Origin of the sequence: Micromonospora musae, from assembly GCF_003626635.1 — a bacterium.
Classification (GTDB): Bacteria; Actinomycetota; Actinomycetes; order Mycobacteriales; family Micromonosporaceae; genus Micromonospora; species Micromonospora musae.
Genome location: NZ_RAZT01000002.1, coordinates 501,857 through 514,688, shown reverse-complemented (window position 1 = coordinate 514,688; position 12,832 = coordinate 501,857). Strand labels below are relative to the sequence as shown.

Annotated in this window: 10 protein-coding genes; 6 read left to right on the top strand and 4 right to left on the bottom strand. The window is 71.4% G+C overall.

The window, feature by feature from the left end; all coding sequences use genetic code 11:
* The first annotated feature begins 114 nt into the window (after window positions 1-114).
* The gene (locus tag D7044_RS05255) at window positions 115-1,317 is read left to right on the top strand and encodes a cytochrome P450 (RefSeq protein WP_120688136.1); all 1,203 of its coding nucleotides are present in this window, start codon (window positions 115-117) and stop codon (window positions 1,315-1,317) included.
* A gap of 62 nt (window positions 1,318-1,379) precedes the next feature.
* Here D7044_RS05255 and D7044_RS05250 read toward each other — a convergent pair whose 3' ends face one another.
* Window positions 1,380-2,162, bottom strand: a complete 783-nt coding sequence (locus D7044_RS05250; RefSeq protein ID WP_120682830.1) for a hypothetical protein — start codon at window positions 2,160-2,162, stop codon at window positions 1,380-1,382.
* Between the two features lie 131 nt (window positions 2,163-2,293).
* Here D7044_RS05250 and D7044_RS05245 point away from each other — a divergent pair, with 131 nt between their 5' ends.
* The gene (locus D7044_RS05245; RefSeq protein WP_120688135.1) at window positions 2,294-2,890 is read left to right on the top strand and encodes a GNAT family N-acetyltransferase; all 597 of its coding nucleotides are present in this window, start codon (window positions 2,294-2,296) and stop codon (window positions 2,888-2,890) included.
* Between the two features lie 303 nt (window positions 2,891-3,193).
* Here D7044_RS05245 and D7044_RS05240 read toward each other — a convergent pair whose 3' ends face one another.
* A complete protein-coding gene (locus D7044_RS05240; protein WP_120688134.1) occupies window positions 3,194-3,682 on the bottom strand; it encodes a MarR family winged helix-turn-helix transcriptional regulator in 489 nt (162 codons plus the stop codon).
* Between the two features lie 113 nt (window positions 3,683-3,795).
* Here D7044_RS05240 and D7044_RS05235 point away from each other — a divergent pair, with 113 nt between their 5' ends.
* Genes D7044_RS05235 through D7044_RS05225 form a run of 3 tightly spaced genes read left to right on the top strand, consistent with a single transcriptional unit; the run spans window position 3,796 to window position 6,594 of the window.
* Window positions 3,796-4,845, top strand: coding sequence for an LLM class flavin-dependent oxidoreductase (locus D7044_RS05235; protein ID WP_120688133.1), 1,050 nt, complete (start codon window positions 3,796-3,798; stop codon window positions 4,843-4,845).
* On the top strand, window positions 4,838-5,869 hold the full coding sequence (locus D7044_RS05230) for an LLM class flavin-dependent oxidoreductase (RefSeq protein ID WP_120688132.1): 1,032 nt from the start codon (window positions 4,838-4,840) through the stop codon (window positions 5,867-5,869). The genes D7044_RS05235 and D7044_RS05230 overlap by 8 nt, the downstream gene beginning before the upstream one ends.
* A gap of 26 nt (window positions 5,870-5,895) precedes the next feature.
* A complete protein-coding gene (locus D7044_RS05225; RefSeq protein ID WP_120688131.1) occupies window positions 5,896-6,594 on the top strand; it encodes an NADPH-dependent F420 reductase in 699 nt (232 codons plus the stop codon).
* Window positions 6,595-6,696: 102 nt separating this feature from the next.
* On the opposite strand, the gene D7044_RS05220 is transcribed toward D7044_RS05225, so the two are convergent.
* Window positions 6,697-8,547, bottom strand: a complete 1,851-nt coding sequence (locus D7044_RS05220) for a CocE/NonD family hydrolase (protein WP_158609956.1) — start codon at window positions 8,545-8,547, stop codon at window positions 6,697-6,699.
* Between the two features lie 243 nt (window positions 8,548-8,790).
* On the opposite strand from D7044_RS05220, the gene D7044_RS05215 reads away from it, so the two are divergent.
* Window positions 8,791-9,717: an acetamidase/formamidase family protein gene (locus tag D7044_RS05215; RefSeq protein WP_120688129.1), complete on the top strand. Its 927-nt coding sequence runs from the start codon at window positions 8,791-8,793 to the stop codon at window positions 9,715-9,717.
* 80 nt (window positions 9,718-9,797) lie between these two features.
* Here the strand turns inward: D7044_RS05215 and D7044_RS05210 are convergent, their stop codons facing one another.
* Window positions 9,798-12,701 (bottom strand): beta-L-arabinofuranosidase domain-containing protein, encoded by a 2,904-nt coding sequence (locus D7044_RS05210; protein ID WP_120688128.1) that lies wholly within the window; start codon window positions 12,699-12,701, stop codon window positions 9,798-9,800.
* Between the last annotated feature and the right edge of the window lie 131 nt (window positions 12,702-12,832).

Sequence of the window (12,832 nt, the reverse complement as noted above, 5' to 3'; positions counted from 1 at the left end):
CGCCCGGTCGTCGCGCCGGTCAACCGGCGACCCGCCGGGCCGGAGCCGACCGTCACGAACGCGACGCCGGGCATGATGCAAGGCGGCACCCGCGTCTACAGGGGAGGCACGAGGATGGACTACCAGACCGCGCTGGCGTCACTGTTCCTGCCGGAGGGACGCGTCGACCCGTACCCGGCCTACGACGTGATCCGGGCCCACTCGCCGGTCTTTCAGGCGCTGGACGGCCGCTGGTTCGTCACCACGCACGCGCTCACGAACCGCCTGCTGCGGGAGCCGAGCCTGCGCATCGCCGACGCCGCCGACTACGACGGCTTCTGGCCGGACTGGCGGCGCAACCGTGGCGTCGCCTCGATCGTGCTCTCGATGCTGCAGAGCAACCCGCCGGACCACGGCCGGGTACGCCGGGCGGCGGCGGCCACCTTCACCGCCCGCCGGGTCGCCGAGATGCGGGACGTCATCACCGCCCAGGCGGAGAGTCTGATCAAGGCGATGCCGGCCGACGCCGACTTCATGAGCGCGTTCGCGTTCCCGCTGCCGATCGGCGTGATCTGCGCGCTGCTCGGCGTTCCCGAGGCGGACCGGTCGTGGTTCCGGCAGCGGGCCGCGGACCTGACAGTGGTGCTGGAGCCGATCAGCACCGAGGACGAGATGCGCCTCGCCGACGTGGCCGGCCGCGAGCTGGAGGCCTACTTCGTCGACCTGATCGAGGAGCGCCGCCGTGCCCCGCAGGAGGACCTGACCAGCGCGCTCGTCGCCGTGCACGACGACACCGACGGGGTCGGACTGACCGGCGAGGAGCTGCTCGCCAACCTGGTGCTGCTGCTGGTGGCCGGCTTCGAGACCACCACGAACCTGCTCGGCACCGGCATCAAGCTCCTGCTGGAGCACCCCGAGCAGGCCGACCGGCTGCGCGCCGACCCGCAGCTCGCGCCGGCGTTCGTGGAGGAGATCCTGCGGTACGACTCGCCGGTTCAGCTCACCGGCCGGCTCACGACAGTCGAACTGGAGCTCGGTGACGGGCTGCGGCTCCCCGGCGGCGCGGACGTCACCATGCTGCTCGGCGCGGCCAACCGGGATCCGGCCCGCTATCCGGACCCGCACCGCTTCGACCCGGACCGGCCGAACATCCAGCCGGTCTCCTTCGGTGGCGGCGCCCACTACTGCCTCGGTGCGCCGCTGGCCCGGCTGGAGGCCCAGGTCGCGTTCCCGCTGCTGCTGGCGATGCTGCCGCGCCTGAGCCTGGCCGGTCCGGCCGAGCGTCGCGACCGCCTGGTGCTGCGCGGGTACGCCACGCTGCCGGTCACCACCGGCTGACCGGCCACGGGCGGTTCGTCGTACGGGCCGGCCCGGCGCTGCGCCGAGCCGGCCGGCGGCGGTCAGAACTCGCCGAGGTCGGTGCAGTACGTGATCGTCGCGTCGTCCGCCGCCACGGCCTGCTGCGCCTCCGCCCGCCGGACCCGTCGGATGATCTCGGCGGGTCCGGTGGACCCGAGGACGGACAGCACCTCCGGCCAGTCGGCGAGCCGGAACCGGTCCACGATGCGGCTGGCGCCGTTGCTGAGCAGGACGGCGCTGGTCAGCTCGGCGGCCGGGCAGCTTCCCGTGATCGCTTCGTCGGCGGCCCGTGGGTCGTCCTTGGCCACCCAGAATCCGCCCGGTCGGTTCCGGTTGGCGCGCAGCTCCCGCAGCAGCCGGTGGTGCTCGTCGCTGCCCTCGGCGGTGGCCTCGATCGCGGACTGGTACGACCGGCTGATGACCACCTCGCGTGGATCGGCGACGACCAGCGGCGCGCCCTGCACCCGGTCGAGGACGAGGACCGCGTCACCGAGCAGCAGGTGCTCGACGAGGCCGTCCGAGACGCGTAGGACGGCGACGGCGGCCGAGGGGCTGATCGGGTCGGCGACCTCGCAGCTGTCCCGGTGGGCGTCCGTCACCTGCTCGATCGCCGTGGCGAGCAGCTCCGGGAGGCTGCGGTCGCGGACGAGTGCCAGGAGGCCGAGGAGGGTGCCGCCCAGCCGGTCGGCGTACCAGGCCACACCGTGCCGGCAGATCGCCTCCGCGCCCGGGATGCCGGCGCCGTCGACCAGCACCGCGGCCGTCGGTACGGCGCCGGTGAAATCCTCGTTGCGCCGACCGCGCCGTGCCGGGGCGGTCGTCATGGTCACCCGCATGTTCTTCGGCCACCCTTCGCCGGTAGGGGCCGGGACCGGGCGAGCGTCGGCGCGCTCGCCGCGTCCCGCGTCGCTCCGACAACTTGACACGCTTCCGGGGCACGGGGAAAGGATGGGCGATGACGTCCGCCCTCACGACGCCGCCCGCCATCTCGGCCGGCACGCTCTCCGTCGGCCCGCAACCGCTGCTCTCCGCCGGGGGTGGTCTGCTGCTGCGGCCCTGGGCGGCGACCGACGCGCCGGTCTTCCTCGCCGCCTACCGCGATCCCGAGATCCAGCGTTGGCACACCCGACAGCCGGGCTCCGAGGATCAGGTCCGGGAGTGGTTCGACCAGTACCGCCGGGACTGGGCGCAGGAGCGGGGCGCGCACTGGGCGGTGACCCGAGACGGTGACGAGGTGCTGGGGCGCATCGCGCTGCGCGGACTCGACCTCGACGACGGTGTCGCCGAGTGCGCGTACTGGGTGCTTCCGGCCGCCCGCGGTGCGGGCGTGGCCCCCCGCGCGCTCGCCGCGGTGAGCGGGTGGGCCCTCGGCGAGGCCGGTTTCCACCGCCTGGAGCTCGATCACTCGACCCGTAACGGGGCCTCCTGCCGAGTGGCCGTCAAGTCCGGTTTCCGGCTGGAGGGCACGAAGCGCAGCGACGCCGTGCACGCCGACGGCCGGCACGACATGCACCTGCACGCCCGGATCCGGGGCGACGAGGAGCGCACCTGACGTCAGCGCACGCCCGCAGCTCTCGCCGGTCCACGCGGGGATGCTCGTGCCGCTGTCCCGGCCGCCGAGCGCCCCATCGTGCGGGCCGTAGCCGCAGTGCCTGCTTCCCGCCGTTCTCACCACCGGTGCAGGTTGCTCCAACCGCTCGGCAGACCATCAGTCTTCCGGAGCAGCGCTATCTCGAGGCCCGGGCCGCCCGGTTGGACTGAGTCAAGGGCCAGGGCACGAGCGGCGTGAGGTGGCCACGGTCGTGGCGGATGCGCTCCGGATCGGGTGCCTCGTGCTTCCCGCGCCCTCCGTTGATTATTCCGTCTGCGGCGCGTCGAGGTGGGTGCGCAGCGCCTCGGCGATCTCACCGGCCGCGCGGAGCTGGTCCGGGGTGAGGGCGTCGACGAAGACCTCGCGAATGGCGCGCAGGTGCGGGAAGGTGGAGGCCCGGAACGCCTCGGCCCCGGCCGTGGTGAGGTGGACCTCCGCGCCGCGCGGGTCGGTCGCGCACTCCTGGCGACTGATGAGGCCCCGCCGCTCCATCCGCCCGAGGTGGTGCGAGAGTCGGCTGCGCTCCCAGCCGATCTGGGTCGCGAGCTCGGAGGAGCGAAGCTGCTGCTGTGCCTCGCTGAGGGCGAGCAGCACGGAGTAGTCGCCCGGTGAGAGCGAGGACTCGCTCTGCAGGCGGGACGCGATCCGGGAGCGGAGCACGTCGGTCGTCTCGATGAAGTCGCGCCAGATCCGGAGCTCCTCGGCGGTCGGAAGTTGGCGCCCCTTCCGCCGCTCGGGTGTGGCCTTCGTCATTCGCATCTCCTGATTGACATGTCAATTAGCAGGCTAACATGATTGACGTGTCAATCGCAGAGGGAGACCCGCGGTGCGGGGTACCCCGGGGGCGCGGGCGTGAGGAGGACGCGGTGACAGCGGAAGGCTTCGAACTGGGGCTCAACTCGTTCGGGGAGGTGGCGACCGACGGTGGCCGGCCCCTGAGTGACGCGGAGACCCTGCGGCTGCTCGTCGAGGAGGCGCGGCTCGCGGAGTCGGTCGGGCTCGACGTGTTCAGCGTGGGCGAGCACTACCGCGAGGGCCACAACGACTCCGCGACGCCCGTGCTGCTCGCGGCGATCGCCACGGCGACCGAGCGGATCCGGCTCGGTACCTCGGTCACGGTGCTCAGCACCAACGACCCGGTGCGGCTCTACCACGAGTTCGCGACGCTCGACGCCGTCTCGAACGGTCGGGCCCAGCTCGTCCTCGGACGCGCCTCCGCCACCGAATCGTTCCCGCTGTTCGGTTACGACCTGGCGGAGTACGAGCGGCTCTTCGAGGAGAAGCTCGACCTCTTCGTACGACTCCAGCGGGAGGAGACCGTCACCTGGTCGGGGACCGTGCGTACCCCGCTGGTGGCCCAGCGGCTGCATCCCCGGATGCCCTCCGGTGGCATCCCGACCTGGATCGGCGTCGGCGGGAGCCCGAACTCGGTGATCCGCGCCGCCCGCTACGGACTCCCGCTCATGCTCGCGATCATCGGCGGGCGCCCGCAGCGCTTCGCCGGCCACGTCGACCTCTACCATCGGGCGCTCGAACAGTTCGGGAACCCCGTACAGCCGATCGGGCAGCACTCGCTCGGGCTGGTCGCGGAGACCGACGAGGAGGCCGTCGAGACCTGGTGGCGGTACTGGCAGCCGGTCGTGGCGGCGCTCGCCGAGGAGCGCGGCTTCTACCGGCCCGACCGCAAGCGCTACGAGGCCGAGATCGACCACGGGGCGCTCTTCGTCGGGTCACCCGAGACGGTCGCCCAGAAGATCGCCACGGTCGCCCGTGACCTGCGGCTGAGCCGCTTCGACCTGAAGTACGACATCATGCACCTGCCCCGCGAGGCCCGCGCCCGCACGATCGAGCTGCTCGGCAGCGAGGTCGCGCCGCGGGTGCGGGAGCTACTGGCGAAGGAGCCCGCTCATGTCTGATCTGCTGTTCGGCCTCGACACCTTCGGCGACGTGCCGGAGGACGACTCCGGCAAGACGGTGTCGCACGCCGCCGCGATCCGGCAGGTCGTCGAGGAGGCGGTGCTCGCCGACGAACTCGGCGTCGATGTCATCGCCCTCGGCGAGCACCACCGGCCGGAGTACTCGGTGTCGACGCCGGAGACGGTGCTGGCGGGGATCGCCACCCGGACCTCGCGGATCCGGCTCGCCTCCGGGGTGACCGTGCTGAGCTCGGACGACCCGGTCCGGGTGTTCCAACGTTTCGCCACGGTGGACGCGCTGTCGAACGGCCGGGCCGAGGTCATCCTCGGCCGCGGCTCGTTCACCGAGTCCTTCCCGCTCTTCGGCTACGACCTGCGTGACTACGACGTGCTCTTCGAGGAGAAGATCGAGCTCTTCGCGAAGCTGCTGGACGAGAAGCCGGTCAGCTGGAGCGGCACCGTGCGTGCCCCGCTGGAGAACGCCGACGTCTTCCCGAAGACGGACTCGGGGCGCCTCGACACGTGGGTGGGCGTCGGCGGTTCGCCACAGTCGGTCGTGCGCACCGCCCACTACGGGTTCCCGCTCATGCTCGCCATCATCGGCGGCTCTCCCGAACGCTTCGCGCCCTACCTCGACCTGTACCGGCGGGCGGCCGAGCAGTTCGGCACGACCGCGTACCCGGTCGGGATGCACTCGCCGGGCTTCATCGCCGACACCGACGAGGAGGCGAAGGAGATCTTCTGGCCGCACTACCGGGTCATGCGCGACCGGATCGGCAAGCTGCGCGGCTGGCCGCCCATCCGCCGCGCGGAGTTCGACGCCGAGGTGGCGAACGGCTCCCTCTACATCGGCTCGCCGGAGACCGTGGCCCGCCGCATGGCCGACGCGATCCGCAGCCTCGGGGTCGGCCGGTTCGACCTCATCTACACCGCCGGCGCGCAGCCGGTGAGCGCCCGAATGCGCGCTGTGGAGCTCTACGGCAGCCGGGTGATTCCCCTGGTCCGCGACATGCTGGCCGGCTGACACCCCAGCGGTACCCGGAGGAAGAGATGAACGACAGCAGCGGGCAGGAGACCCTGGGCATCCTCGGGGCCGGCAAGGTGGGCACCGTCCTCGCCCGGCTCTCCGTCGCCGCCGGCTACCGGGTGCTCGTCGCCGGCTCCGGCGATCCGGCGAAGATCGCCCTCACCGTCGAGGTGCTCACGCCCGGCGCGGTCGCCACCACCGCGGCCGACGCCGTGGCGCGCGCCGACACCGTGATCCTCGCCCTTCCGTTGGGCAAGTACCGGGGCATCCCCGCCGAGGCGTTGCGCGGCAAGCTCGTCGTCGACGCGATGAACTACTGGTGGGAGGTGGACGGCATCCGGGACGACCTCACCGACCCGAGCACCTCGTCGAGCGAGACCGTGCAGGCGTTCCTGCCCGACTCCCACGTCGTCAAGGCCTTCAACCACATGGGATACCACGATCTCGAGGACGAGGCGCGGCCGCCGGGCACGCCCGGTCGCAAGGCGATCGCGATCGCCGGGAACGACCCCGCCGACCTCGACGCCGTCGCCACCCTCGTGGACCGGCTCGGCTTCGACCCGGTCGTCGCAGGCCCGCTCGCCGAGGGCGTACGCCTCGAACCGGGCAGCGAGCTGTTCGGCGCCAACGTGAGCGCCGACGAGGTGCGGGCCATGCTCGACCGCTTCCCGGAGTCGGAGCGCGGCCGGGTCGTCGCCGCCGCCCGGATCGGCTCGCCGTAGGAGACGGCGTAGGCGGGAACCGACGGGTCCCTCACCCACGGTCGTGACCGCTGGTGAGGGACCCGCCGATCGAGTCACCTGGCCGGTGACCGGGCCACCCGGTCAGAAGCCCAGGGCAGCCTTGCCTCCGACGACCGGAAGCGTCACGCTGCTGCCCTTCAGGTACACGGTGACCTCGCTACCGACCGCGGCCGCGTCTCGGGCCGGCCGGTTCGACGTCGGGTTCGCGTTGTAGTTGCCGGTGATCACGATCCCGATCCGGTGTCCGGCGGGGATGACATGCTCGGACGGGAGCGTCTTCCACCGCACGTTGTACTGCTTGCCGGGCTCCAACGGCCGGCTCCGCCGCAGGTCGGGCGAGTTCTTGACATCGATGTGGCCCCACGAGAGCACGCGTTCGGGGGTGATCTCGGTGCTCGCGGCCATCGGCTCGGCGCACCCGGTCCGGCTGGCCAGGTCCTCGGGCTCGCAGGACTCCTGCACCACCTCCAGCGGGTCCTTGCCCGCCACGGTGACGGTCGGACCGGGGCCGTAGTCGACGAGCATCGCGGAGAGCAGTGCCGTCTCGGCCGTCGTCGACATCCGGACCGCCAGCTCGGGCGTGCCGGAGAGACGTACCTCCTTCGCGAGGGGAGGGGTCACGTAGGCGAGCCGGCCCGGCGCGGCCTGCTCGGCGTTGCCGATCTTGATGGCCTGCGACTCGATCTGGTCGGCGTAGCTCTGCGTGGGGTTGCCCTTCGGCCCGTGCGCCGAGAGCGTGCCCGCCGCGTCGGCGGTGGCCGGACCGAAGCGCAGGTCGACGTCCTTGGTGGCGGCGTCCGGCCAGCTCGAGTGGGTCTCCCAGCTGCCGTCGGGACGCTGGATGTCCGCCATCGGCTCGTCCATGATCCCGTTCTCGATGTCGTGCAGCCAGTAGTCCATCCACCGATGCATGACCGCCTGCCACTCCGCCGGCCGGAAGCTGGTCGGGTTCACGTGCGCGCCCCGGTGGAGCCAGATCTTGCGGGGCATGTTGCGCTTCTCGATCTCGCGCCACAGGTCGGCAGTGTGCATGGTCTTCACGTTGAAGTCGGTGAGGCCGTGCACCATGAAGACCGACGTGCCCGCCTTCTTGATGTTCTTGGCGTCCGGAATGTAGTTCCGCTCCTGCCAGAACTCGGTGAAGTCTGAGGCGCTCGCCTCCTCGGCGTCGCCGATCCCCGTGATGACCGACTCGCAGGCCGGCGCCGACGCGGAGCCGGGGAGCGTGCGGCCGGTGGAGACGTAGTCGGCGAGGTACTCGGTGTACCGGAAGTCGACGTTCTCGCTCCAGGTCGACCAGGCGACACCCTGGTCGTTCACGTACCGGTACCAGCTGGAGATCGCGGCGATCGGCACCACGGTCTTCAGCCCCCGTACGCCCTGGGTGGCGACCGCGTTGGGCAGGGTGCCGACGTACGAGACGCCCTGCATGCCCACGTTGCCGGTGCTCCAGTCGGCGACCGCCACGCTTCCGTCGTGGTGGAAGCCCGGGGCGCGGCCGTTGAGCCAGTCCACCACCGCCTTGGCGCTGATCGTGTCCTCGGGTCCGCCGGTGGTGGGGCAGCCGAACGACCGTGAGGTGCCCTGCATTTCCACCTGGACGACCGCGTAGCCCCGGGGAACGAAGTACTCGTCCCACCAGCCGGGGAAGCCGCGGGTCTGATCCGGCAACGGATCACCGGTCTCCCGGCCGTAGTACGGGCTGGCCTCCATGATGGTGGGCACCCGCAGGCCCGCCTCGGTCTCCGCCGGCCGGACCACGTCGACCTCGATCAGATCCCGGCGTCCGTCGCCGTCGCTGTCCATCGGCGCCTCGACGTAGACGACCTCCTGGATCGCCTCCGCATACGAGAAGACCGGCTGGGTCAGCCCGTTCTCCACCACGATCCGGGGTTTCCCCACCTGAGCGCTCGCCGCCGCGGGCGCGCTCACGACCGCCATCCCGACGATCGCTCCCACGGCTATCAATCGCCGCGCAACTCCCATGCCCCTACCTCCGTCAGCTCCAGAGACCTGGCAGATGCATGGTCATCGATATTGATCAGCCCAGTCAATGACCATCCGTAGTGGATGGGCTCTGCTGTGTTACGACATATGTCGGGCCGTCCCGCTGTCGATCACGCGCTGGGAGCGCTGCATCTACCCCGTGCGGGGGACAGCAACTAGCCTGCGCAGATGCGACACATCCTCGCACCAGGCGATGACACGCTGCACGGACACTTCTCTCCCGACTTCCCGCCGGCCCTCACCATCGACGCCGGCGACACCGTCACCTACCGCACGCTGGACTGCTGGTGGTCGACCGGACCGTACCCCGGTGGCCGGAACCGGGACCGCCCGCGGGCCCCGCAGTACCAGCCCGACCACGGGCACGCGCTGATCGGTCCGGTCGCGGTCCGTGGCGCCCGCGCCGGCCAGACCCTCGAGGTACGCATCGACACCATCACCCCGGCCGCCTGGGGGACCACGGTGGCCGGCGGCTGGCCGGGCAGCTTCAACCAGCAGTACGGCGTCGAGGAGCACGCGGTGGTGCACGCCTGGGAGCTCGACCCGGTGGCGATGGTCGGCCGTAACCAGCACGGGCACACGGTGGCGCTGCGCCCCTTCATGGGGGTGCTCGGCATGCCGCCGGCCGAACCGGGGCTGCACTCGACGGTCCCGCCCCGGCGCTGCGGCGGCAACCTGGACTGCAAGGAGCTGACGGCCGGCACCACCCTGCTGCTGCCGATCGCCGTCGACGGCGGGCTCTTCTCGGTCGGCGACGGGCACGCCGCGCAGGGCGACGGGGAGATCGGCGGTACCGCGATCGAGTGTCCGATGGAGGAGGTGAGCCTGACCTTCGACGTCCGCGACGACTTCCCGATCAACGCCCCGGTGGCCCGTACCGCGGACTCCTGGCTGACCCTCGGCGTCGGCGCGACCCTCGACGACGCCACGTTCATGGCGCTGGACTCGATGTTGACCCTGCTGCAACGGCTGCACGAGGTCAGCCGCTCGGACGCGGTGGCGCTGGCCAGCGTCGCGGTCGACGTGCGGGTGACGCAGATCGTCAACCAGACCGTCGGCGCGCACGCGGTGCTCCGCGACGGCGCGCTGCGCTAGACCTCCGCGCAGCGCGCCGTGCGGGACGGTGCGCTCGGCTCAGGGTCGTCGTCGCGGTCGAGGACGGCCGGAGCCCCCGGTCACGGCCGCAGGTCCCCGACGGAGCGGGCGGCGGCGACGAGAACGGCCTTGCGCTGCGCCTCGGTGTGCCGCCCGGCCCTGAGCCACTCGCCCGACACCTGAGCCACCCGCTGGACGAAGTGCCCGTGGTTGCGGAACGGCGCCGCCTCCCAGACCCGGTCGAGGAACGTCTCGCCCGCGTCGTCGCGGAGCGCGTCGTTGGGTACGCCGGTGGCCTGCGAGCCGAACACCACCTCCGGCTCCACCCGCTTCATGTACGGGTGGTAGGCGTTGAACTGGCCGGGCACCGGGTCGGCCTCGTAGTAGGGCGCCAGGGTGTAGCCGTGCGTCGTGAAGTGCATCGGGACGGTCGTGGGCGCGATGGCGGCCGCCAGGTCGCCGTCGAGCTTGAGGTCGGCGTAGAAGGAGAACTCCCGGTAGCTGGGGGTGGCGTCGCGGACCACCATCAGCGTCGGCCCGTAGAGGATGGACTGGACCGACTTGTCGTTGAGCGCCTTCTCCACCCGGAAGCTGAACGGCATGCTGATGTCGATGGTGTCCCCGCGCGACCAGCGGCGATCGACCGTGACGTAGCTGCCGGGGGTGGCCGTGAGTCGCTGGCGGACGCCGTTGACCCGGACGGTGTAGCCCTGCACGGCCCACGACGGCACCCGCAGCTTGACCTTGAGCCGGCCGCTGCCCCGGTCGAAGCGCAGCCGGGTCGCACCCTCGGTCGGGTACCGCGTCTCCTGGGTGAGCACGAATCCACGGCCGGGCCAGGTCACCGTCGAGGCGATGAAGAGGTTGACGAAGAGCGTCGACTCGTCGGCGGAGCGGAAGTAGATCGACTCCTGGTACTTCGTGTGGCTCTCCAGGCCCGTGCCGTTGCAGCAGCTGCCGTTGCCGCCGTACCGGCTGTACTCGACGAAGCTGCCGATCTGCCGGGACCGTCCCGGCCACATGTTCTGGTGGTAGGTCACCTCGGTGGCGGTGACGCTGTCGACGTCCCGGCGTGAGCTGAGGATCTGGTTGTGCAGCGCCTTCTCGTAGAAGTCCATGTAGGCCGGATCCTGGTCGTGGAAGAACAGGTTCCGGGTCAGCCGGAGCATGTTGTAGGCGCAGCACGTCTCGGCGTGCCGGGGATCGGAGTTCGAGGTGAAGCCGGAGGTGATCACCCCGCGTACGCCGAAGTGCTCGCTGCGCCCGGCGCCACCGTTGCTGAAGGTGCGGTGCGGCACGACCATCCCCCAGAAGTTCTTCGCCGCGGTGTGGTACTCCTCGGCGCCGGTCTGCTCGAAGATCCGCAGGTAGCCGATGTTCGGCGCCATGTACTGGTTGGCGTGCCGCCCGTCCAGCACGTCGCGATCCTCGATCGAGGCGTCGAAGAGCGTGGTGAAGGTGAACGCCTCGGCGGTCCGGAGGTACCGGTCCTTCGCGTCGCGGTTCCGGGCGAGCGCCGAGAGTTCGGCCATCACCTCGTTCATGGAGCCGGCCTCGCCCGCGCTGTAGATGTTCCACATCTGGTCCAGCTGGGTCTGGTCGTAGCGGCTCAGCCGCTGGTGCGCCCAGTCGCCCATCCGGAAGACGATCTCCAGAGCGTCCTCGTTGCCGGTCAGGTGGTAGGCGTTGAGCAGCCCTCTCATGATCTTGTGGCAGGTGTACCACGGCGCCCAGACCGCGTTCGCCCCGCTGTTCGGCCGCAGCGTCGGCGGTTCGAGGCGGCTGAACTGGCCCTCCGGGAACGCGGCGAGATAACCGGGGTAGCTCGTCCCGACGATGGTGGCGGCACGGTCGTTCCCCGAGTGGTCGGCGGCGGTCTCGCCCTCCTCCTCGAAGCGGTACCAGGCCACCAGGTCGGTCGGGGTCGGCGGCTGCGCCGCCGGGTCAGCGGTGGCGAGGGCCTGCACCTCGGCGGCGGTCAGCGCCCGGTGGTAGATCCGGAAGTCGTCCACGCTCGCGTTGAGGTACGGGTCGTTGAGGCTCGACGACCGTCCGATCCAGTTGTTCACGGCGGGGCCCAGGTCGGCCGGGGTCAGCCCGATCGCGCCCTCGCCGACCTGGACGCCGTTTACGTAGAGCCGGCCGACGGTCTCGGCGGCGGAGACGACCACCGCCACGTGCGCCCACTCGCCGACCGGGATCGCGTTGCTCGCGCCGTCGACCCGCTGCTCGTTGCCGCTCCCGCCGGTGGTGATGACGAACCGCGGACCCATGTTCGCCGACACCCAGGGCGACAGCGACAGGTAGCTGTTCGTGCCGGCGCCGAAGTGGAAGATCCGGGCGTTGCTCTGGGTGGCGGCGAGCCGCACCCAGACCGCGAACGTCACGTCGGTGACGCCGTCGAGAATCCGTTCGGGCAGCGACACGTACTGGTTCGGGTGCGGGTCGCTGAGCCGTACCGCCTTGCCGGACCGGCCCGTCACCCGGCCCACCGCCCGGGCGTCCAGCGCGCGCTGGCACTTGCCCAGCTCCTCGACCAGGTAGTCGAGCTTCTCGAGGAAGATCTCCTCGCCCGTCGCGGCGTAGGACTGGGAGAGCATCGTCAGGTAGTGCCCGGTGAAGTGCCCGCGCAGCAGGTGGTTCGGGGTGTCCCAGCCGCCCGGCCAGGTGGCGGGCGCCGGCAGGCCGGCGTTGGCCCGGAACAGGTGCAGCATCCGGTCCGGACCGTCCAGGACGCCTCCGGTGCCCGGGTAGTTCCGGGCGTAGTTGAGCATCCGGTCGCGCTTCTGCCGGAAGACGCCGTCGTGCAGGGCGACCCGGTCGAGGGCGAACGGTTCGACCGGGCCACCGCCGGCACCGCTGGCGCCGCCGGTGTGGGCGGCCGCCGCCGAGGCGGAGGTCGAGGTGATGGCGAGCGTGGTGGGCGCGGCGGCTGCCAGCGCGCCCAACTGGAGCAGGCGTCGTCGGGTGAACTGCTTGGTCACGTCTCACTCTCCTTGGTCCGGCCGGGGCCGGACTCCTTGGTGAGGGCCCTGCGCCGATCGCGGTGGTCCGTACTTGTGAACGTGCCCAGGGGCCGGCGCGATCGGGTGCACGCAGTGGTTGGGCGGGGCAC

What these genes read in the sequence shown, in the direction of transcription:
- D7044_RS05255 (WP_120688136.1), top strand. Translation starts at nt 115, where the DNA reads ATGGACTACCAGACCGCGCTGGCGTCACTGTTCCTGCCGGAGGGACGC.
- D7044_RS05250 (WP_120682830.1), bottom strand. Translation starts at nt 2,162, where the DNA reads ATGACGACCGCCCCGGCACGGCGCGGTCGGCGCAACGAGGATTTCACC.
- D7044_RS05245 (WP_120688135.1), top strand. Translation starts at nt 2,294, where the DNA reads ATGACGTCCGCCCTCACGACGCCGCCCGCCATCTCGGCCGGCACGCTC.
- D7044_RS05240 (WP_120688134.1), bottom strand. Translation starts at nt 3,682, where the DNA reads ATGACGAAGGCCACACCCGAGCGGCGGAAGGGGCGCCAACTTCCGACC.
- D7044_RS05230 (WP_120688132.1), top strand. Translation starts at nt 4,838, where the DNA reads ATGTCTGATCTGCTGTTCGGCCTCGACACCTTCGGCGACGTGCCGGAG.
- D7044_RS05225 (WP_120688131.1), top strand. Translation starts at nt 5,896, where the DNA reads ATGAACGACAGCAGCGGGCAGGAGACCCTGGGCATCCTCGGGGCCGGC.
- D7044_RS05215 (WP_120688129.1), top strand. Translation starts at nt 8,791, where the DNA reads ATGCGACACATCCTCGCACCAGGCGATGACACGCTGCACGGACACTTC.